Annotated in this window: 15 protein-coding genes and 5 pseudogenes; 17 read left to right on the forward strand and 3 right to left on the reverse strand. The window is 56.3% G+C overall.

Annotation, left to right across the window (positions count from 1 at the left end):
* The 6 genes and pseudogenes from CO670_RS30960 to CO670_RS30985 form a co-directional block, all read left to right on the forward strand.
* Positions 1-143: pseudogene (locus tag CO670_RS30960) on the forward strand (IS256 family transposase); the annotation flags it as partial.
* 857 nt (positions 144-1000) lie between these two features.
* Positions 1001-2512 (forward strand): tyrosinase family protein, encoded by a 1512-nt coding sequence (locus CO670_RS30965; RefSeq protein ID WP_097593819.1) that lies wholly within the window; start codon positions 1001-1003, stop codon positions 2510-2512.
* Positions 2513-2543: 31 nt separating this feature from the next.
* A complete protein-coding gene (locus tag CO670_RS30970) occupies positions 2544-2999 on the forward strand; it encodes a hypothetical protein (RefSeq protein ID WP_004668602.1) in 456 nt (151 codons plus the stop codon).
* 472 nt (positions 3000-3471) lie between these two features.
* Positions 3472-5001 carry a hypothetical protein gene (locus tag CO670_RS30975; protein ID WP_004668604.1) on the forward strand — a complete coding sequence of 510 codons (1530 nt, stop codon included), beginning with the start codon at positions 3472-3474 and terminating at the stop codon, positions 4999-5001.
* Between the two features lie 65 nt (positions 5002-5066).
* Positions 5067-5236, forward strand: a pseudogene (locus tag CO670_RS30980) (IS21 family transposase); the annotation flags it as partial.
* Positions 5237-5984: 748 nt separating this feature from the next.
* Positions 5985-8053: pseudogene (locus CO670_RS30985) on the forward strand (DUF3141 domain-containing protein).
* A gap of 223 nt (positions 8054-8276) precedes the next feature.
* On the opposite strand, the pseudogene CO670_RS33770 reads toward CO670_RS30985, so the two are convergent.
* Positions 8277-8480, reverse strand: a pseudogene (locus CO670_RS33770) (type II toxin-antitoxin system HipA family toxin); the annotation flags it as partial.
* A gap of 160 nt (positions 8481-8640) precedes the next feature.
* Positions 8641-8976, reverse strand: a complete 336-nt coding sequence (locus CO670_RS31000; RefSeq protein WP_097593820.1) for a helix-turn-helix transcriptional regulator — start codon at positions 8974-8976, stop codon at positions 8641-8643.
* Positions 8977-9572: 596 nt separating this feature from the next.
* Between CO670_RS31000 and CO670_RS31005 the strand changes: the two genes are divergently transcribed.
* The 11 genes from CO670_RS31005 to CO670_RS31055 all read left to right on the forward strand — a co-directional run bounded on the left by CO670_RS31005 (position 9573) and on the right by CO670_RS31055 (position 20129).
* Positions 9573-10253: a GntR family transcriptional regulator gene (locus tag CO670_RS31005; RefSeq protein ID WP_004668612.1), complete on the forward strand. Its 681-nt coding sequence runs from the start codon at positions 9573-9575 to the stop codon at positions 10251-10253.
* Between the two features lie 311 nt (positions 10254-10564).
* Entirely contained in the window at positions 10565-11449 is an 885-nt protein-coding gene (locus CO670_RS31010; RefSeq protein ID WP_011053340.1) for an NAD(P)-dependent oxidoreductase, read from the forward strand.
* 77 nt (positions 11450-11526) lie between these two features.
* Positions 11527-11955, forward strand: coding sequence for a carboxymuconolactone decarboxylase family protein (locus CO670_RS31015; protein WP_004668619.1), 429 nt, complete (start codon positions 11527-11529; stop codon positions 11953-11955).
* A gap of 77 nt (positions 11956-12032) precedes the next feature.
* The gene (locus CO670_RS31020; protein WP_004668622.1) at positions 12033-12416 is read left to right on the forward strand and encodes a hypothetical protein; all 384 of its coding nucleotides are present in this window, start codon (positions 12033-12035) and stop codon (positions 12414-12416) included.
* Positions 12413-13309 (forward strand): alpha/beta hydrolase, encoded by an 897-nt coding sequence (locus CO670_RS31025; RefSeq protein WP_004668623.1) that lies wholly within the window; start codon positions 12413-12415, stop codon positions 13307-13309. The genes CO670_RS31020 and CO670_RS31025 overlap by 4 nt, the downstream gene beginning before the upstream one ends.
* Before the next feature lie 25 nt (positions 13310-13334).
* Entirely contained in the window at positions 13335-14501 is a 1167-nt protein-coding gene (locus CO670_RS31030) for an ABC transporter substrate-binding protein (protein ID WP_008534334.1), read from the forward strand.
* 91 nt (positions 14502-14592) lie between these two features.
* Positions 14593-16146, forward strand: a complete 1554-nt coding sequence (locus CO670_RS31035) for a sugar ABC transporter ATP-binding protein (RefSeq protein ID WP_004668627.1) — start codon at positions 14593-14595, stop codon at positions 16144-16146.
* Complete coding sequence (locus tag CO670_RS31040) at positions 16143-17117, forward strand: ABC transporter permease (RefSeq protein WP_008534336.1); 975 nt, start codon at positions 16143-16145, stop codon at positions 17115-17117. The genes CO670_RS31035 and CO670_RS31040 overlap by 4 nt, the downstream gene beginning before the upstream one ends.
* 11 nt (positions 17118-17128) lie before the next feature.
* On the forward strand, positions 17129-18148 hold the full coding sequence (locus tag CO670_RS31045; RefSeq protein WP_004668632.1) for an ABC transporter permease: 1020 nt from the start codon (positions 17129-17131) through the stop codon (positions 18146-18148).
* Positions 18149-18171: 23 nt separating this feature from the next.
* Complete coding sequence (locus tag CO670_RS31050; protein WP_008534338.1) at positions 18172-19659, forward strand: NAD-dependent succinate-semialdehyde dehydrogenase; 1488 nt, start codon at positions 18172-18174, stop codon at positions 19657-19659.
* Positions 19660-19943: 284 nt separating this feature from the next.
* Positions 19944-20129 (forward strand): hypothetical protein, encoded by a 186-nt coding sequence (locus tag CO670_RS31055; RefSeq protein WP_004668636.1) that lies wholly within the window; start codon positions 19944-19946, stop codon positions 20127-20129.
* A gap of 68 nt (positions 20130-20197) precedes the next feature.
* On the opposite strand, the pseudogene CO670_RS33775 reads toward CO670_RS31055, so the two are convergent.
* Positions 20198-20658, reverse strand: a pseudogene (locus CO670_RS33775) (reverse transcriptase domain-containing protein); the annotation flags it as partial.
* Between the last annotated feature and the right edge of the window lie 306 nt (positions 20659-20964).

Below are 20964 nucleotides of genomic sequence, written 5' to 3' on the forward strand. Positions count from 1 at the left end.
TCTTTCCGAACGACGAAGCCATCGTCCGTCTCGTCGGTGCATTGCTGCTCGAACAGAATGATGAATGGGCCGTTCAACGCGCCAGGTATATGACGCTTGAGACCATGGCCCAAATGAGCGATGATCCCCAAATCGGCCTGCCCCGCTGTGATGTCGGGTCAGGAAACGAGCGGGACAGCAGGCTAATACACTGCCCGAATTGCCCCGTGTGGACGGCAAGCGTCAAGCCTTGATGCCAAATTCAAACGGATATGAGTGGGGCTTCGCAGCTGCGGCGAGGTCTCGATAGGGTCCGACAGTAAGCCCGAATGAGTGGGCACAATGGGACTGAAAGTGGGATCACTTGGTGAGCCCGTTGTTCCCGCGCGGAGATCCCGCCGCTATTCTCGCAAATGTCGGACAGCCGCCGCCCTTTGTCGCATTTGTCGAGATCACGACAATCGGTTTGTCCCGCTCTGCTCTACGCACCCGTCAAGCCACGAAGTGGTGCCTGCTTCGCAGTTTTGAATTTGAGAGCGAGCGGGCTACGGCTCCGTCATTGCTGGGGGTCCGATAGCGAAAGCCTGTTCGAGATGCGTGCTTCTCTATCGTCGCACAGGGCGTTTTCATCATCTTGGGCCCTCTCACCGGTCTGAACAACTGTTTCAGCTTGATCATTTGAGGTTTTCGCAACCGAACGTGCTTGCCGTGGCTGGTCGGCAAGCCGTCGCTCGAACGATCATGGAATGCGATACTAAGTTTTCCGGAATCTGGATTTCAACTGGAATGCAGGAATACGATCGGTAGTAGCGTTTTTAGCTCGCATTTTACGCTGCATTTTCGAATGGCACGTCGCTTGCTTCATTTCTCGTGCCGCCGATTCACCGAAACTCAGAAAGAGCCAACGCAAGCTCTATGGTGGTGCGAATTGCCCACTGCTCCCGCGCCCAGACGGCGCGGAACCGGCCTAAAAGCGGCATTAATCTTGGCGAAGGACAATTCAAATCCAAGGGAGAGTAAGATGAGCATCACACGCAGACATGTCATCGTTCAGGGTGGCGTCATTGCAGCAGGCCTGCTCGCCAGCGGCCTACCGGGGACTAAAGCCTTCGCGCAGATACCTTCAATCCCTTGGCGGCGCTCACTGCAGGGCTTGGCCTGGAACGACCCGATCATCGAGACCTATCGCGACGCAGTGCGCCTTCTCAACGCCCTTCCCGCCAGCGACAAATTCAACTGGGTCAACCTCTCGAAAATTCACGGCAGCGGTGACGTCGTCAAATACTGCCCGCATGGCAACTGGTATTTCCTGCCGTGGCACAGGGCCTATACGGCTATGTACGAGCGCATCGTTCGGCACGTGACCAAGAACAACGATTTCGCTATGCCGTTCTGGGACTGGACCGACAATCCGTACCTGCCCGAAGTGTTCACAATGCAAAAGACGCCCGACGGCAAGGACAATCCACTTTATGTTTCGTCGCGCACCTGGCCAATCACGCAGCCGATGCCGGACAATATAGTTGGGCCACAGGTTCTCAACACCATCCTAACGGCGAAGCCATACGAGGTCTTCGGCACCACCCGCCCCCAGGGACAGAACTCACTCGATCCTTCCTGGGTCACCACCAGCAGCGGCACGCAGGGGACGCTGGAATACACACCGCACAATCAGGTGCACAACAATATCGGTGGCTGGATGCCGGAAATGTCGTCGCCCCGCGATCCGATCTTCTTCATGCATCATTGCAACATCGACCGCATCTGGGCGACCTGGAATTTGCGCAACGCCAACAGCACGGATCGGCTCTGGGCCGACATGCCGTTCACCGACAATTTCTACGATGTCGACGGCAACTTCTGGTCCCCGAAGGTCTCTGACCTTTATGTTCCAGAGGAACTCGGATACAATTATGGTTTCCGGACCTACTTCAAGGTCGCGGCGGCGAGCGCCAAAACGCTGGCCCTGAACGATAAACTCACGTCCGTGATCGCGGCGACGGCGACCGATGCTGCAATCGCCGGCGTGACGACCACCTCCACGGACAACAGCAAGGCGGCAACGGAAAACGTGCCGCTTTCGCTGCCGATCAAGATCCCGGCGGGCGCGTTGCAGGAGATCGTCCGCCAACCGCCTCTGCCATCCGGCATGGATACAATGGATTTCGGCGCGGCACAGGAGCAGGCGGCCTCCGCTCCTCGTGTGCTGGCATTCCTGCGCGATGTCGAGATCACCAGTGCCAGCACGACCAGCGTTCGGGTGTTTCTCGGCAAGAACGACCTTAAGGCCGATACGCCCGTCACCGATCCCCATTACGTCGGTTCTTTCGCCGTTCTCGGTCATGACGGCGACCATCATCGCAAACCATCCTTCGTCCTCGATCTGACGGACGCGATCCAGCGGGTTTACGGCGGAAGGGGGCAGACGGATGGCGAGGCCATCGACCTGCAGCTCATTCCTGTCGGATCGGGAGCGGGCAAACCCGGCGCCGTAGAGCCCGCAAAGCTAGAAATAGCCATAGTGTCCGCCTAACATCCGGACTGGCTGGGTTGTGGAGACATCGATGCGCTATCATCGTTGGGTGCTTATCGCTATTCGTGCGGCGGCATTATCGATGCTGCGCATCGTCAGCCCGGTTCAAGCTAACGAGAGCGACATGCGGGCAACGACCAGTAAGCCCGCGACGATAACCATATCGAGCAGAGCAGTCCACTCATCGGCTGATACCAGTGCGCGGGTCGTCCTTACTGTCACTGGTTATGAACCGTCGACTTCAGGACCAGTGACGACGGTCGTTTCGCTTGACTGCGGCAGTAACGTTCGCGAAATTGGTAGGTTTGGTATTTTTCCGAACAAGGCGTTTTCGGTATTGGACGGGGCAAAGCCTCAACGATTTGGGTTTCCCTTGCCCGATGACCCGTCTTGCCGTCAGCCACAGACCGTCATTATCCGGCTGGAGCCTCAAACAGGCGGCGGTTCGGGCGCCAGCATCACTATCAGCGACGCAAGCATCGAATAGATTGGCAGTCGGGGCTGATTTGCCGCTAGCTCCAGAACCTTGGCGGCAATGAAAGTCCGCCGGATAAAATAGAGGGTTTTGATAGGTTGTTGTGACAAAGGTCCAACGCGCAGCGCCTATCGTGGTCAACAGTTTACAGTCTTGCCGCTGCATTCGGCGACTGATGGTCGTCTGCAAGCAGGCAAAGGTTTTTGGCCGACCCGAGACTAGGCTCAAGATTAAGTCGCTCTTAAAGGCATTAAACCAACGACGCGTTCCTAGATCAGTAAAGTGACTCTTCAACCACTTCAGATGCTTGCGCGGAGTCTGTCCGAAAGCTGCATTGACTTCGCACGCGGTCCAAAACCGATTCAGACTGCGCGTTCAATTCAAAACTGAAGATTAGACGTGTGCTTTTAATGGCACTGGATTTGCAAGGACACGGGCGGCGTGCGGCCATAGGTATCGTGATAGAGAGGCGCGGAGGTTAGTCTTGAAACGAAGAGATTTTTCGACTGTTGGGCTCACTGCTCTTCTCGCCGGGATCGTATTCCCGGCTTTTCCCAGCACCGGATTCAGTGAGCAGCGAAAGCCGTCCATCCCCGCACTCCCTGATCAGCGGAAACTTTGGAGTTGGATCAAAAGGCTCAACAGTTTCGGCCCCCGATTGACCGGCAGCCCGGCGCAAGCACGGGCAATCGATTATCTTGCTGGTGAGTTGAGAGGGATGGGCCTTGAGGTGAAGCGCGATCAACTCACGATGCGCCGGTGGATGCCACGAACCACCGCGTTCAAACTGTCAAATGGTGAAGTAATTGAGGTAGCGGCGCCGTTCCCGTATTCCGGGCTTACACCTCCCGGCGGTATCTCAGGTAAGATGGTTCTTTTCAACGGTCGGGTTCAGGCGTTTGAGAAAGCCCGCGGCAAAATTGCGGTGGTGACGGTAAAGCGTCGGGATCTGGCGGCATTCCTCGAACTGGTGACCAATCGACGCGGCAGCCTGCCGGAAGGCATAGACTTTCCCAAAGCCGTAACCACGCCGCTTATCACCGGTTTGCTTGGCGTACCGATCGACAAGGCGCGTGAAGCAGGGGTTTTAGCCGTCGTTTGCATTTTCGAAGGCGTCTCGGAAGTGCAGTTGAAGGGGCAGGTGCTGCCATTCACCACACCGTATTGGGGCTTACCTGCAATATGGGTGGCGCAATCTGAAGGAGAGCGGATCAAAGCCGCGATCAAGCACGGTTTGAGCGGTCGCCTGACCTTGGATGGCACGTTGGAAGACGTTGCGACCGATACGATTTATGCGGTTTTGCCGGGCTGCAACCTGCTTGAGACAATCATCATCAACACCCACACCGATGGACCTAATGCGTGCGAAGAGAACGGCGGTGCTGGGGTACTCGCTCTGGCGCATTATTTCTCCTCGCTACCGAAATCTGCCCGCAACCGAAGCCTCGTCTTCGTACTCGTCACGGGTCATTTCCAGCTTGCCCAGTTCGGCCGCCACGGGAATCAGGCGACGGCGACCTGGCTCGAAATGCATCCAGAATTGTGGGACGGCAAACCCGGCCATGCTAAAGCCGTTGCAGGAGCTACGATTGAGCATCTTGGATGTACCGAGTGGCGAGATGACTTTGCAAAAGGGCACCCCGCGCCCACCGGGAAGCCGGAACTCGATTTGATCTATACCAGTAATAAGTCGATGAGTGGCGTGTACATCGCTGCCGCACGCGGGCGCAAAAAGGTACGCGCGCTGATAGTCGCCCCAGCGGCGGCGCAGGTGATGTTGGGCGAAGGACAGCCATTATACGCATCAGGAATTCCGACGATATCAAGCTGTCCGATACCGGACTATCTTTGCCAGGTCTTGCCGGGCGGAGGCTTGGACCGGCTCGACCCTGATTACGCCTTTCAGCAAGTCGAAACCTTTGCCCGCACGGTCGACTTGCTCGACAGGATGCCGCGTGGTGAGATCGGAATCGTTCCGTTTAACCTGTCCACTGTTATCGGTGATCTGCTGTAAACCTGACCAACACTAACGCCAGCGAAAATGGCGGTGTCACGCGATCGGCACTTTAACTGGCGCCGAGGATCATCTGGCAGTTCACGATAGTGCCGGGTCATAGCCGTCCCATCTGGGCACGCTTCGTCATGCATGAGATGACCGGCCTGCGTTTCCACATCGCGGCCTTCGAGGCTCTCGGCGGCGCTCCGCGGGAGTGCTTTGCGACCGGATGAAGACTGCCGTCATCGGTGAGCGTCAGACAGAAGGCATCGTCTATAAACCATGCCACCACCAGCCTTAGCCCCAACCAAAGCCACGCGGACGGCCGCTGAAACATCCTAGTTGGTGGGATCCCACACCGCAGGCGAATCCATCACCTCCTGTCCTGCGATAGTCTCCAACGAGCTGGGAGAAACTGCTGATCCAGGCTGAATGAAGACTTTGTGTGGCATTCCCTGGCGACGAGCTTGCTGCCCCCTCTCCCGGCGTAGCTGGCTGACCCAGTGCTTGGCATAGACATTGCAGGGGATGAATGCGGCGGTAACTCGTTGGGGTCGGAAGTCGTCAAACTGCTTTCCTAGGCGTCGGCATTGCCTACCGAGCACCTCGCCAGACGGAAGCACGATCGATCTGGCACGTATGTATTCGTACGGGATCATAACCATAGAGGAGTTGAAACGATGGCGGACATTCTTACATCTCTAAACCCGCTCCGGTGGATTGAAGCGCCATCCACGGAACTGGACAGCCAAGTGACCCAAAGTCTATTCCCGATGTTCCAACGCTTGGCGGAAGCGGGCGCTGAAACCGCTAAAATTCTGCAGGTTGCCTTATTGCGCCGCGTGCAAGTCATGTGCGACAGCCAGTCTACCCGCCAGGGAAAGCTCTTTACTGAGGCCGAACGTCTTGCCGAGAGTCTACGCGAGGTGCACGACAATGGGAATTTGGGCCACGCTTGGGCGGAATACCTGCGCGACGCTAGTGAGCGCGCCATATTGTGCATGGATCTTCTCCGACAGCGCGGCGACATCTTCCTCGAACATGAAGCGGCAGGCTGTCCGCCGGTTTTCTTCTGCGACTACGAAACAGTTATGGATGGAAACGATCTGCCCTTGAAATCCAATTACGTGTTACTCCGAATGATTCCGCCCCAAGGTGTTAACGTCGATGACACGAAGCGCCCCTTTATAATCATTTGTCCGCGCGCCGGACATAGTCCCGGCGTCGGTGGCCACAAAGAAGACAGCCAGGTCGGCGTGGCGTTCCGGGAAGGTCACCCGGTTTATTTGGTGTCCTTTCGCCGAGAGCCAGAGGGGGGCAGTATCTCTCTAATGTCACGTATGCGGAAGCGGCCTTTGTTCGTGAGGTCATGCGCCTGCATCCGCTGGCCCGCCTTCCAGTCGTAGTCGGCAACTGCCAAGCTGGCTGGGCTACCCTTCTGATGGTTGCGACAAATCTCGACTTAGCTGGCCCGATCATCCTCAACGGATCGCCGGTGACACCTACCTCGGGAAATATCGGCGAAAATACCCTCCGCTACATGGCGGGCCTCTTCGGGGGAGCTTGGATGACCATGTTTTTGTCAGATCTGGGCGGAGGCATCTTCGACGGCGCCCATCTTGTACAGAATTTCGAAACGCTCAATCCCGAGCGCCAGTTATTCATGAAGTATGTCGAACTGTTCCGAGATGTGGATGCGGCGAGCGAAGCCTTCCTCAAGGCTGAGAAGTGGTGGGGCGGCTTCTGCCTGATGCGGGGAGACGAGATCCGCTGGATAGTTGAGCACCTCTTTGTTGGTAATCGACTGGCGCACAACAAGGCGTATGGGGAGCCGGACCGGCGGCATTTCGACCTTAAGAAGATCAGGGCGCCTATTATCATATTTGCCAGTCATGGCGACAATGTAACGCCGCCGCAGCAGGCGCTGAATTGGATCCCCGAAATCTATGACAACGAGGAGGAAATCCGCCTTCTCGGCCAGCACATTATTTATATGGTACACAACGACGTCGGTCACCTCGGTACATTCGTTTCCTCGAGAGTAATCAACAAAGAATACAGTGAGGTTGCAAGCACGCTCGAGGCAATTGAGGCGTTGTTGCCTGGCCTTTACGAGATGCGCATCACGGACATTCAAGAAGATGCTGGACACAAGAGCTATAGTGTTGAACTGATCGAGCGCACCTTCGAGAATATCCGTGAGTTTAACGATGGCCATGACGATGGAGGTCCCTTCGCTGCCGTCGCCCGCGTCTCTGAACTGCAAGCGCAGATCTATCACACAGTTGCCCGCCCCTTTGTGCAGGCCGCGGTCACAGACATCTCAGCAGACGCCAGCCGAATGTTCCATCCAAAGCGGCTGGAGCGATCGCTGCTGTCTTCTCAGAATCCGATCATGGTTGGCTATAAGTCAATTTCAGAGCAGGTACGGAACTCCCGGGCGAACGCAGCAGCGGAAAATCCTTTCCTGGCTGCGGAAGCGCTCTATTTCAAGGCTGTCGAACAGGCGATCGTGGTCATGCGCGACTGGCGCGACATGGGTTATGAGCTCGCGTTTCACATGATCTGGAACAACCCTTGGCAGCGATATTTTGACAATCCCCACGAAGCATACCGCAAAGGGACGACACTTGACGATATGAGATGGCAGCCGGACATCGCCAATGCGCTCAGGAGGATCGCGATCGGCGGACTCGCCGATGCCATCATCCGTATGGTCGTACTCCTGGTGAGCGATCGTGGCGGGATCCGACGCGACCGCCTGGCGCGCTGGTCACGGGTGCTGACCGAGGACGAGCCCTTCCGCTCCCTAAGCGCTGATCATTTGGCCGAAATCACTCGCGTGCAGACGGCTATCGTCACCTTTGAGCCGGAGCAAGCAATCGAGACGCTGCCGCTGTTGCTAACGGAACCGAGGCAACGGCAACTCGCTTATGCAGCCGCTTGCTATATCCCGGGCTCCAGGGCGGAGATGTCATCGAGTACTGTTGCCATGCTACAGCGCTTCGCGGACGTGCTTGGCCAGCCATCGATCGTCGATGTGATTGAGGATCCGCTGGCAGTGACATAGTTTGTTCGTAGAGTAGCGTCTCGATCTCACCGAATCACATAATTATTGGTTTTCGCTCGTTGGTCACGGAGGCGCTTGAAACAATTCCATCGCAAATCCAGCCAGGACCGCAGATCGGAAAATTGCCATTGGACATCCGTCCTTTACAACGCAACGATGCCGTAATCCGGTTCAGTGATCGGGCCGGCAGAGGGCGGATTGAAACTGTGGAGGAAGGCTCTCGTCATAGGGCTGGCGCTCGCTGCAAATCATCGTGATCGAACGCACTGGCCATACGGTTGATCTCGGCTGACCGCGCACCGACCGCCTTGGCGGTCTCGCGTCACCTTGCGGTGTCGCGACTTCCTTCATTAGGCACTGGATTGAGGTCATAGGCAGGGGACAACGACCAGCTGGCTTTATTGAGCCACAGAAAGCCGTGATTTTTCTCCCCAGCTCAGAGCTAGAGCGGGCTGCAGCGAGAAGCGGCCGGGGTCCTCGAGCCAGGCACGATCATACTCAAACACGATTGTTTCGGCACCACGGGCGCGATTGCTCCGGGCCAGATGGGACGTGTGCGGCCGTGAAGGTCGAGATGAACTTCGAAATCAGCCATCGCGTGACGATCCCGGTGATCGCCTTGGGTGAGCGTGCCTGGGCAACTCTGCATTGGCCAGAGACTGGCCGACGCTGTCGTTACCGATGTCGGCGACTTGGCTCAGCCCATCTAGCAGGCCGAGTGCCTGGAGGACGCCTGCATAGATGCCGATGCTGACATTGGTGTCGCCGGCCTCGATCTTTTGAAGCGTTGAGCGTGAGGTGAAGGCACGTTCGGCTACTACCGCCATAGGCAGGCGGCGACGTCGACGTGCGTCGTGGATGGCTGCGCCCAGTTTGCGCAGCGCGCGCCGCACAGCGGCCGGAGGGTTGTGAGGTGTCGGAATTTGTCACCTTCGCACTACAGATTGCACTAGATATGTAGCACGAAGGTTACAATTTTTCAAGAGAGATGGTCAGAGAGAAAAGTGGTTAGAATGGGAATTGCGGGAGCGATAGCGCAAATACGAGCCAGGCTGGCAGGCGAAGAGAGATGGCGGATCTTGAGGCGCTCAAGATCGATGCCGCCTCCGGACTGGAGGCGCGATCGGAACCACTATCGTCTGCTGATGCGGCTTTTGCCGATTGCCAAGCTGCACCCGGCCCTTAGTCGAACGGGTGCTCCTGAAAGATGCGGTGGTGTCGGTGACCGTGGACACCTCGTCGATCAGGGTCGCAACCGTGGCTGGTTTTGAGAAATCGGCGGGCGGACATTGTCGGCCATCAGGACACCAATTGAACTAGGCCATTTGGACTAGAATCTCCACTTATGGCGCGCCAACCGATCGGTTCCTCATGGATCGGGAAGCCGACCTTTACACAGCAGGCTCAATCCTCGAGTATAGTTGCTAATGACCGCTCATCAGACAATCTGATTGAAAGTTCCCCGCGAAGCAGCCATATATTTAGTTCAAATTCATTAGTGCTACGTAGGACATTGATCATGGTAGATGTGGAGCTGCAGGTCGCTCGGCAAAATGCCTCTCTTCGAGTGCAAGTCGAAGAAAGGCTCAGACAGGCTATTGCGACGGGCAAGTTCAAGCCGGGGCAAAGGCTCGTCGAGCGCGAGCTTTGCGAAATGATCGGCGTGGGTCGCACGTCCGTCCGTGAAGCGCTTCGGCAGCTTGAGGCAGAGGGATTGATCACAAGCTTCCCCCACAAGGGTCCAGTTGTCAGTATCATAACCTATGAGGAGGCCGCTCAGCTCTACACCGTCCGCGCGCTGCTCGAGGGGTTTGCTGGTCAGCAGTTCGCCGAAAATGGAACGGCGGAAGATATTGCCACTTTGCAAGATGCCGTTAGAGAATTCGAAGCGTCGGCGGAAAGCGGCGTGGGACACAGGCTCATCGCTGCCAAAAACGCGTTCTATGACTGCTTGATGGATGGCAGCAAAAACGTCTTCGTCAGGCAAATGCTAACATCGCTGCACAACCGGATCAATCTTCTGCGCATGACTTCGATGACACAACCGGGGCGCCTCAAACATAGCATTGCAGAAATCAAAGAGATTGCCGAAGCGATCCAAAACCGCAACGGACCCAGGGCTGCGGCCGCTTGTAAGCACCACATTGATATGGCTGCGAAAGTCGCACTCGAGTACCTGCGCAACAACACCTCAGGCTGATGCCATAAGATTTTCCGAAAATTGACAGATTGTCTGATGCTGGAGGTGGCCGGGTGTAATCAAATCCTTCAGGCACGGTGCTTTTGACAACGCAACAACCTCTCTGGTGTCCATCGGACGATAAGATGGGTGCTGCTTGCACGGTCATTAAGTGAGGTGATTGAAGAAGCGACAGCAAAATTGGCGTCGTAGCGAGGGCGCGCCGGCCCAAGCATGAATTTTCCGATTGACAGATTGTCTGATAGGTCGTTAACTACTCCTCACTAACGGAGGTAGCTGATTGTGCTTGCCTCACATTCGGGAGCGGGACGTTGTCACCACGAAAAAATCTGCGCGTCGCCTTTATTGGTCTCGGCGCAATGGGCGGGCCGATGGCACAACATCTGTTGTCGGCTCAATTCGAAGTCACTGGCTTTGATCTATCGGCCGAGGCTAGGGAAAGGTTCGCGGCCGTCGGCGGCGTTCCGGCAGAGACGGTAGCGGAAGCATTCAATGGCGCCGATGTTGCGGTTACCATGCTTCCCAACGGCAAGATTGTTCAAGACGCGCTCTTCAAGGATGGGGCCTGGCAATCCCTGAGTGCTGACGCGCTTGTCATCGACATGAGCTCATCGGCGCCCAATGATACTCGTGAGCTCGCAGAGCGCTTGCATCAGAAGGGCTTGCGGCTGGTCGATGCTCCCGTGTCAGGCGGAGTGAAGCGAGCCGTCGAAGGCTCTCTTACTATCATGGCAGGCGGTGCTTCTGACGATATCGATCAAGCTGATCCCATCCTGTGCGCCATGGGCGGCCAGATTTTTAGGACAGGCCCGATCGGCTCAGGGCACGCCATGAAAGCCATCAACAATTTCGTATCGGGAGCCGGGGTTCTGGCAGCTATCGAAGGCGTTCTTCTTGGCCGAACGTTTGGTCTCGATCCTAGAACGATCGTCGATATTCTCAACTCGTCGTCTGGCAAGAACAACGCAACAGAAGTGAAGATGAAGCAGTTCATCCTCTCGGAGACTTTTGGCTCTGGTTTTGCTTTGGGGCTTATGGCGAAAGACATTAGGATTGCAGCGGACTTGTCGAAGGCGCTCAATCTCCAGCTGCCGACATTGGCCGGTACCGCTGATGCCTGGGATGCTGCTCGGCATGCTTTAGGCCCCGATGTCGACCATACGAAAATTGCGCAGTTCGTGAAAGATCAGGCCTGACCGCGAAAAACTACGCCAAACTGACAGTTGAAAATTGTCTGATAATCTGTCAAATATGATGAAGGGAGCGAAACCCAATGGCCACTTTGGACAGGAAAGATAAGGGGTCTAAGGCCGGCGAGCGAACAGCTCCATCGGAGCAGTTCAAGCGCGGACTTGCTACTCGTCGGCAGGTGATGGGGGACGCTTACGTTGATGCGGCCCTCGGAAAGGCGACCGACTTCACCTGGCCGATGCAGGAACTCGTCACCGAGTATTGTTGGGACAATATTTGGAACCGACCTGGCCTCGACCGTCGCGCTCGATCGATCCTCAACCTTGGAATGATAGCGGTTTTAAACCGACCGCACGAGCTCAGAGGCCACATCCGCGGCGCCATCAACAACGGTGTTACGAAACAGGAGATCCAGGAGATCTTCCTTCAGGTGGCTATCTACGTTGGTGTGCCAGCAGGCATCGACAGTTTCAGGCATGCCCAGGAAGTCTTCACTGAAATGGGCATTTGAGAATGTGCTGTCCCGTGAGGGGGCATGTACAACATGCGCGGAGTTCTCAGCGCTTATCAACAAGGGAGGAGCCTAAAATGGCGATAGATCTCAAGAAATTCATAGAATTCGTGCGGGAGGATTTCGAGTTCAAGCGCGAAACTCGTTATCTTAACGGTATATTAAAATGCGATTTCCCTACCCGCAGTGTAGCGCTTCATTTCGAGGACGGTACGTTGCTAAAGGTGGAAGAGGCCGAATACGACGACGACAAGTGCACTATCGTCATACGCGGGACCGGTTCACAGTGGGAGGCGCTGCTTCAGCACAAACCCTTGCCGTTTTATCAGTGCTTGCAGTCATCAAACATCAAGCATGGCCTCTACCTTAGCAGTAACAATGAAACCTTCGCGTATCTGCCTGCTCTCAACCGCATGACCACCCTGATGCGCAATGCCCGTTCTGAAGGAGCAGCAGCATGACCAAGTTTGACCCCATTATCGGCCGTTATCTCTATCTCACCGTAGAAGGTATCGAGTACCGCGTCTATTACGAAGAAGCGGGCCAGGGGATTCCGCTTCTCGTCGGTCATACGGCAGGGTCCGACGGTCGCCAATACCGTCATATGCTTTGCGATTCCGACGTGACGAAAAATTTTCGTGTCATCGCGTTCGATCTGCCGTATCACGGCAAGTCCCTTCCCCCCTACGGCGTTCGCTGGTGGGAGAAGGAATACAACATGACCAAGAAGTTCATGATGGACTTCCAGCTCGAACTCTCAAAAGCGCTCGACCTAGACCGCCCCGTTTATTTGGGCAGCTCCATGGGCGGCCATCTCGCGATCGACTTGGCATCGAACTATCCGGACAACTTCCGCGCCACGATCTCGGTCGAAGGTGCGTTGCGCTCGGCGGCGGAGTACGTCGACGTCGGTATGGCTGGCATCCGCAGGGAGTTCGACAATCCAAACGTCAATCGCACCTCCATCGGTGCGGCGATGATGCTGAATATCTCACCGTACTCGCCAGAAGCGAATGTCCGTGAAATCCAGTGGGAATACAGCTGCGGTGGACCGGGAATCTTCGCGGGTGATCTTTATTACTACTACTACGACCACGATGTGTCGCCAGAAGAAGCCAGCAAAATCGATACGTCGAAATGTATGCTATACTTCCTCACGGGCGAATACGATCCAAACACGTCCCCGGCCGATACCAAGATTGCTGCAGACCTGGTCAAAGGCTCCAAGTTTTGGACAATGGAAAAGCTCGGACATTTTCCCGTTACTGAGGACTATAGCGAGTTCCGGAAGTATCTGTTGCCGATTCTTGAGGAGATCCAACAGTCATCAGCAGCCCGGTCTAAGGTTGCCTGATCCTTTTCTCGGGAGGAGAACTTCAATGAGGTGCATTCTGAATGTCACACTTGGGGCGCTGATCTCGGTTAGCGCCCTGGCGACAACCGCTTACGCGGATGGTGTCGATCAGCTACCGGCTACAGAAAAGAAGATCTATGAAACTGTAGATCCGCAGATTCCATTGGGGGCGAGCGCCTACAAAGACTTCAAGCCCAAAAAGGGTCCTCCGTGGAAGATCGGCTATGCAAGCAGCTACGCTGGCAACACCTGGCGAGCCGCAGCTCTCGATGCGGTCATGAGCGATCTTTTACCGCGATCAAAGGCTGCGGGCCTGGTGTCTGATGTCGTGGTCACCCAGTCGGATCTTAAAGACGCCGTTCAGATCCAGCAGATGCGTCAGATGGTGGACGAAGGCGTCGATGCAATCATCATCTGCTGCTCGAACGTCACGGCTCTTAATCAGACGATCGAATATGCCTACAAAGCCGGTGTGCCGGTGTTCTCATTTTCGGGCTACGTGACGTCACCATACGCCATCAATGGCGCGGCCAATCACGCGCAGGGCGGTGCCGAGATGGCGACGTGGCTGGCGGAAAAAATAGGAAAGAAGGGCAATATCCTTCTCGTTTCTGGTATTCCCGGTTTCGCTTCTTCGGACAGCTTTGACAAAGCGGCTAAGGAAGCACTTGCTAAGTACCCCGACATAAAGATCGTCGGTGAAGTTGCAGGGAAGTGGACCGACCAGGTGGCCCAGGTCGAAGTTCAGAAGTTTCTTGCGACGAACCCGACGAAGATTGATGGGATCCTCACGCAGGGGGCCCAAGAGAACGGCGTTCTCAACGCAATGCTGCAGTCAGGTCGAGACATGATCCCGATTACTCTCGGGGGGGAAGCTTCCGCCGCGTGCTACTGGCGCAAGAACCCCGAGTTTGTGGACAGGAGTTTCCATATTTGGCCGCCGCGTCGCGAGATGCAACAGATGTGGGAGATCATGCTCCGCACATTGGAGGGACAAGGCCCTAAGGTTCAGTCCTTCCTTCGACCCGTCTTGCCTTACACCATCGATGAAGTCCGCGCGGCAATACCAGAAGATTGCGACTTGAACTCGACAGACTTCGTGGAGCCCAAGGCGGACGGGTGGTTTCCTGCTGCGATTGCTGCAGACTACTTCGAACGCCCGGCTGATCCCTGGAAGCCTGTGTCGAAGTGAAACTGTTCTGCCCGGTGGGTCTTGCCACCGGACAGAAGTTTCTCTTGTGGGAGGACCGCCTCGCGCGGCCGTTGGGATTAGAGGATCTCCGATGCAAAACCAAACTACGATCAAGTTGATCAATGTTGCCAAGTCTTTCGGCGAGACTAAGGCCTTAAAGAAGTGTGATTTTGAAGCCCGGGCCGGAGAAGTGCACGCCATCGTCGGAGAGAATGGAAGTGGCAAAAGCACGATGGCGAAGATCATGTCTGGAGTGTTGCACCCAGATTCCGGGAGCGTTTCGGTCCTTGGAGAAGAGATTTCGACTCCGACTGACGCCAAGCGCATCGGGCTGACAACGATCTTCCAGGAAGTGCTGGTGGCCGACGAGGCCAGTGTATTGGAAAACCTGTATGTCGGGCGCGACGGCATCTTCCGCTCGCAGGGCGGCAGTGGTCGGCGTACCGAGGCTGAGGAGATCCTGAAACGCCTCGTCGGCAAGCCCGTGGATCTCGATCAGAACGTTGGGGCATTGCCTCTGAGCGTCAAGCAATGGATAGTTATTGCGCGAGCGGTCTTGCGCAGGCCGAAGGTCCTCATCCTCGATGAATCGTCTGCGGCATTAGACCTCGATTCCACGATCCGCCTCCACGAGGAAATTGATCGTCTCCGTAGGGAAGGTGCGACCGTGCTGATCGTAACGCATCGGATCGCTGAACTTGTCCGCATCGCCGATCGAGCCACGATCCTTCGCGACGGCGTCACCATTGGTACGCTCGAGAAGCATGAAATAACTGAAGAGAACCTGCTTTCAATGATGACGCCCGCGGACCGAAACGCAAGCGACGCGAAGGCGTACGAATCAAAGCAAGTAGGCGCCGCCGCGCCGGCCGTGGTAGCGGTAAGAGACCTCGTTACTCACAGCGCGGCAGCGCCCTTCGATTTCGATCTACCGAAAGGAGCGATCATCGGTGTTGCAGGACTCGACGGGCAGGGGCAGGACGCTTTCGTACGCGCCGTTGCGGGTATCATCCAGCCTTTTGGTGGTAATGTCCAAGTCTGGTCATCCAGCACCGAGAGAATGAAAAAGGTCGCATCGCTCGAAGACGCTACCAAAGCAGGAATCTCGTATATTTCCGGCGACCGCAAGCGTGAAGGTATCTTCCCTCAGCAGAGCATCTTCGAAAATCTTGCCATCGGCGTCTATCGAAAGAACCTCGGTCCTCTTGGTATAATCAATAAGGCCGGCCTCAAACCCATGTTCAAACGCGAGGTGGATCGGCTCCGGATTAAGATTGGAAGTCCGGCGAACAAGATCACCTCACTGTCGGGCGGAAATCAGCAAAAAGTTTTGATCGGCCGTGCCTTTGCAAACGAACCGTCCGTCATCGTCCTTAACGATCCCGCTCGCGGTGTCGACCTCGGAACGAAGCGCGATCTCTACCGCGAACTGCGCCTGTTCACGGAGAAGGGTGGCAGCGTGATTTATCTATCAAGCGAAATCGAAGAGTTCATCGGCTTTGCGGACCGCGTCGACGTCTTCTTTGCTGGAAGGCTTTTCCGGTCGCTAGCAGGCGAGGACATAGCGGAAGAGCCAATCTTGGCCGCAATGTTTGGAAAATCGCCAAACGCCTCCATCGAGTTCGATCTGGAAAGGACTGCATGATGTCTGGAATCGCATTCCGTCAAATCACCCAGGACCGTTCCCTCTTCGTGCCGGCCGGCCTATTCATTGTCCTTTTGGTCGCCGTTGCCCTACGCGGACACGGGCTATTCACGAACAACGGCCTCGCAGGTGCAATCCTTGTCGCCACGCCCTTGATTCTAACGGCGCTTGCCCTCACCCCCATTGTCATGGCGGGTCGTGGAGCAGTGGACCTTTCAGTTGGCCCCTTGATGGGGTTCATCAACGTTACCCTTATTACCTGGCTTGTGGGTAACGGAATTACCAACCCTATCGCAGTGATAGTATGGGCAGTCGGCCTGGGAGCGGCATTCCAGCTACTCCAGGCGCTGGTTATCATTTATGTGCGTGTCGCTCCGATAATCGTTACGCTGTCGGGTTTTCTTGTCCTCTCCGGGTTGAACCTGATGGTGATGTCCCGACCGGGTGGAGTCGCGCCCGACTGGATGCTTAGCTGGGGGGCGGGGACCGACATCATGTCACCTGTTTTGCTGTTGCTGGTTGCAGCGTATGCATTATGGCTCCTTCTCAGGGGGACTATGTTTTACCGCAACCTTCGCATGACGGGTGCGGATGAGCGCATGGCGTATACGAGCGGCGTTCGAGTGGACGCAGTCCGCATCATCGCCCACGTTGTTGGTGGAGCATTCGCTGGACTTGCCGCCCTCAGCTACACGGCGCTGATCTCCTCTGGTGATCCGACGCAGGGCAGCACCTACACCCTTCAGGCTGTTACGGCCCTGGTTCTCGGAGGTGCGAGCCTCTCCGGTGGTCGTGGTGGAGCACTTGGATCTACGCTTGGCGCGATCAACATGTTCCTCATCTCCTATCTCCTCTCCACCTTCAACTTCGGCACGGTTTCGGGGTTCGTTACCCAGATGGCATTCGGCTTAATCCTCGTCGGATCACTTCTCGTGAACGTCTTTGTCATCAGTCGCCGCGCGGTTGTGTAAGGAGCAAGATAATGGTCGCGACAGTTATGAATTCCGAAATCAAATCGGCTCAGAAGTCTAACCCGCTCAAGGCTCATCGGAGCATCGTCATTGGCTTTGTTCTTCTGGCCTCTCTCTTAGCACTCGGTGCATTGCTGGTCCCCGGCTTCGTATCATCCCAAAACGCGCGTTCAATCCTTCTTCTCGCAGCGTTTCTGGGGCTTGCCTCCATTGGCCAGACCCTGTGCGCTCTGGTCGGTGCGCTCGATCTTTCGATACCATATATTATTGGAGGCGCGAACATCCTCCTTCCCAGCCTTATGGTCGCAGGTATTCCCGCTCCCCTCGCGATGCTGGTTGTCATGCTCCTCGGTGCGCTTGTCGGGGCCGCCAATGGCGCCCTGAGCTTCCGTCTCCAAGGGCAAGCGCTGATCATGTCGCTCGGAGTTGGCTTCGCGGCCGTCGGTGCGGTCCAGATCTACACCTCACTCGGCTCGGCGTTTGGTGGTACAGTGTTTGCTCCGGTACCCGAATGGCTGAGGAACATTTCGGCGTTCAACGGAAAGTTTTTCGGCCTGTCGCTGCCTCCGGTCATCGTGATCTGGGCTATCGTCGCCATCGCGCTTGGATGGTTCATGTACAACACCTGGTTTGGCCGCAGCATTTACGCCGTCGGCGGAAGCCGGACGGCGGCCGCCCGCCTCGGGATCTCCGAGTTCAAGGTCTGGACCGTCATCCATAGCGTCAGCGGTGCCATGTCTGCAATCACGGGCATGCTGCTACTAGGGTTTTCCGGTGGTGGCTTCGTCGGCGTGGGCGACCCTTATCTTTTCACCACCGTAGCAGCGGTGGTGATTGGAGGGACGTCGCTTCTTGGTGGGGCGGGCGGCTATGGCGCGACAGTGCTCGGTGTTCTTGTCCTGACTGTACTGACCTCGCTTCTAGTTGGCCTCGGACTGAACTTTCCGGCGCAGCAGGCTGTCGTCGGTCTGCTCATCGTTCCGATGGTCGCGATATACGCACGGTCACCACACATTCGAAATCAGATATGATCAATGCATAGAAAGGAAGATCCATGGCAATCTCCAGCACCCTGCTAGGCCGTTTAAAGGACCAGACTCTCGTTCGCGAGCAGATGCTGGTTGGAGGAAAGTGGTCGAGCGAAGGGGTAAACGGCACACGCATCAACGTGCTAAACCCCTCCACGATGGACGTCCTTGCCTCTTTGCCTAGCGCTGGCCTTGCTGAAGTGCGAGCCTCTATCGATGCTGCAAAGGCTGCACAGAAGAAGTGGGCTAAGGTTTCGGCGAAGGAACGCTCGCTGATCATGCGGAAGTTCTACGAAGAGGTGGTAGCTAACGCTGAAGACCTGGCCGTAATTCTGACATCGGAAATGGGCAAGCCACTGGCGGAAGCGCGTGGCGAGATTGCTTACGGCGCTTCCTACATCGAATGGTTCGGTGAGGAAGCCAAGCGTGTCTATGGTGACACCATTCCAGGTCACCAGGCCGACAAGCGACTGCTTGTCATCAAGCAGCCGGTTGGCGTTGTGGCCGCCATCGCTCCTTGGAACTTTCCGTCGGCGATGGTGTGCCGCAAGATCGCGCCGGCGCTCGCGTCCGGCTGCGCGATCGTATTCAAGCCTGCTGCCGAGACTCCGTTATCGGCGCTTGCATTGGCGATCCTCGCGGAGCGTGCCGGAATACCCGATGGCTTGTTCAGCGTCCTCCCGACGGATAATGCAAGAATGTTTGGCGAGGAGGTCTGCTCCAACCCGGTCGTCAAGAAACTGACCTTCACCGGTTCGACCGAAGTTGGCCGTATCTTGATGGCGCAAGGCGCCCAGAAGATCATGAAGCTGAGCCTGGAACTCGGCGGCAATGCGCCGTTTATCGTTTTCGACGATGCAGATCTCGACCAGGCGGTCGAGGGGGCTATGCTTTCTAAGTTTCGTAACGCGGGTCAAACCTGCGTGTGCGCGAACCGTATTTACGTACAGAGCGGGATCCATGACAGGTTCGTCGAGAAGCTGGCAATGCGCGTGAGTGCCTTGCAGGTTCTTGACGGGTTTGAGAGCGGGGCGACGATCGGCCCGTTGATCAACGATGAAGCGGTAGCAAAGCTCTATGGTCATATCGATGACGCTGTGACCAAGGGTGCGACTGTCGTGGTTGGTGGTGACCGCGATGCTCGCGGAGGCACGTTCGTCCAACCAACGCTTCTCTCGGGTGCCACAAAGGATATGAAGGTTGCGCGTGAGGAAACCTTCGCGCCTCTGGCTCCGGTGTTCAAGTTCGATACTGTCGAGGAAGTCATCGAACTCGCGAACGATACGGAATTCGGCTTGGCAGCCTACTTTTTCGCCAACGACCTCAGGAACGTTTGGAAGGTCACAGAGGCGCTGGAATACGGCATGGTTGGCGTGAACACGGGTCTGATTTCCACCGAATTAGCGCCATTCGGCGGCGTCAAGCAATCCGGCTTCGGCCGAGAGGGCTCAAAGTACGGAATGGATGACTTCTTATCCATGAAATACGTCTGCATGGGCGGGATCGGCGCATAGCGATCGCCCAAGGGTCGCTCGCCGACTGAACTTAAAGGGGGAGAGGTCTGTTGAATAGAGGCAGGACAGCAACATCCTCTCCGCCGGTTGCGAGGTCTCAAAAGGCTGGACTTTTCTAGAGGTTTCGCGGGAGCTGTCCTACGGATCTTCCCTTCCGACCCCTTCTGGGGCCGGCCTTGCAGACGAGATTTCTGCCTGTCTTTTCGATTGTCGATCCTTCCGCCAATGCCCTACAAGGTAAGTCTTTCCCAGATAGCTTGTAGCCTTCGAAGAGGTAACACGACATGAACGAGCTGTTGCACCGTGGCGTTGTCGTTTCAACGTATCGGAGTCCTGAGCAGGAGCATGATCACCACCCGATCGATGCACGCGTTCGTCCTGAAATCGATCAGGCCGACGATGCTGCACGTGCCAGCGTGGAGGGTCAAGCGAAAGCCATTCGCGTCAACCAGCGACGCGTCAAGGTGTAGTTGTCGGCGGCCGCACCCTCAGTGTCGGTTTGACGTAGCCGCCGATCTTCGCCGGCGCCAGGCCTTTATGGTAGATCCGGATGCGTCCGGGTCATCCAGACGTCAAACGCGTAATGCAGGAAGAGATTCGATAGGATCGGGCTGACCACGCCCCCTTGCGGGGTACCACGCATCCGCTCAATGACTTCTCCGTTCTTTTCCATAGGCGCGGTCAACCATCTTTCGATGTAGAGCAGAGCCCAGTTGCATTTAACGTCTTTTCTGACCGTCTTCAGCAAGAGATCATGCGGAAGATTGTCGAACAGCTTTGATGTCGGATTCCGGATCAATCATCTGCTTGACCACCATCTGCGCGATCCGATCACTGACCGCCGATTCCAGATCTTGTAGAGATTTCTCGCAAGGTCTTTGTCAAACATCTCCAGGGTCTCACCGTCCACCCGGCTGCACCACGGTTGGCTTTGACCGCTTTGTAAGCTTCGTACACTTGCCGCTTCTCAATCCGAAACGGCTTGTCTGTCGTACCTATCGAAGTCCTGTTTCCAGTTGTTCCAAACAATACGACCACCTGATCCGATCCCTTTGCTCCGGCCCCATTACAGGGCCCTCAACGCTCATACGGATCGGTCCGCCCCAGTCTCCTGCATCGGTACTCTCGCCTTACGGTTTCTCCGCTTGGGCTTCTCCCTTGGCATCAGGAGCCTGGTTCCTGCAGTTCCGGGTGAAAGCCTGTGTCCAACTCACGCCCCCTCTACGCCGGTCGCCGCCCGCCCAATCATCAGGCACCCGGCGGACTTGTTGTGTTTAAGCGTGGAATGTTGACCCCTCTGGCGGG

This window comes from Rhizobium sp. J15 (assembly GCF_002531825.1).
GTDB lineage: Bacteria > Pseudomonadota > Alphaproteobacteria > Rhizobiales > Rhizobiaceae > Rhizobium.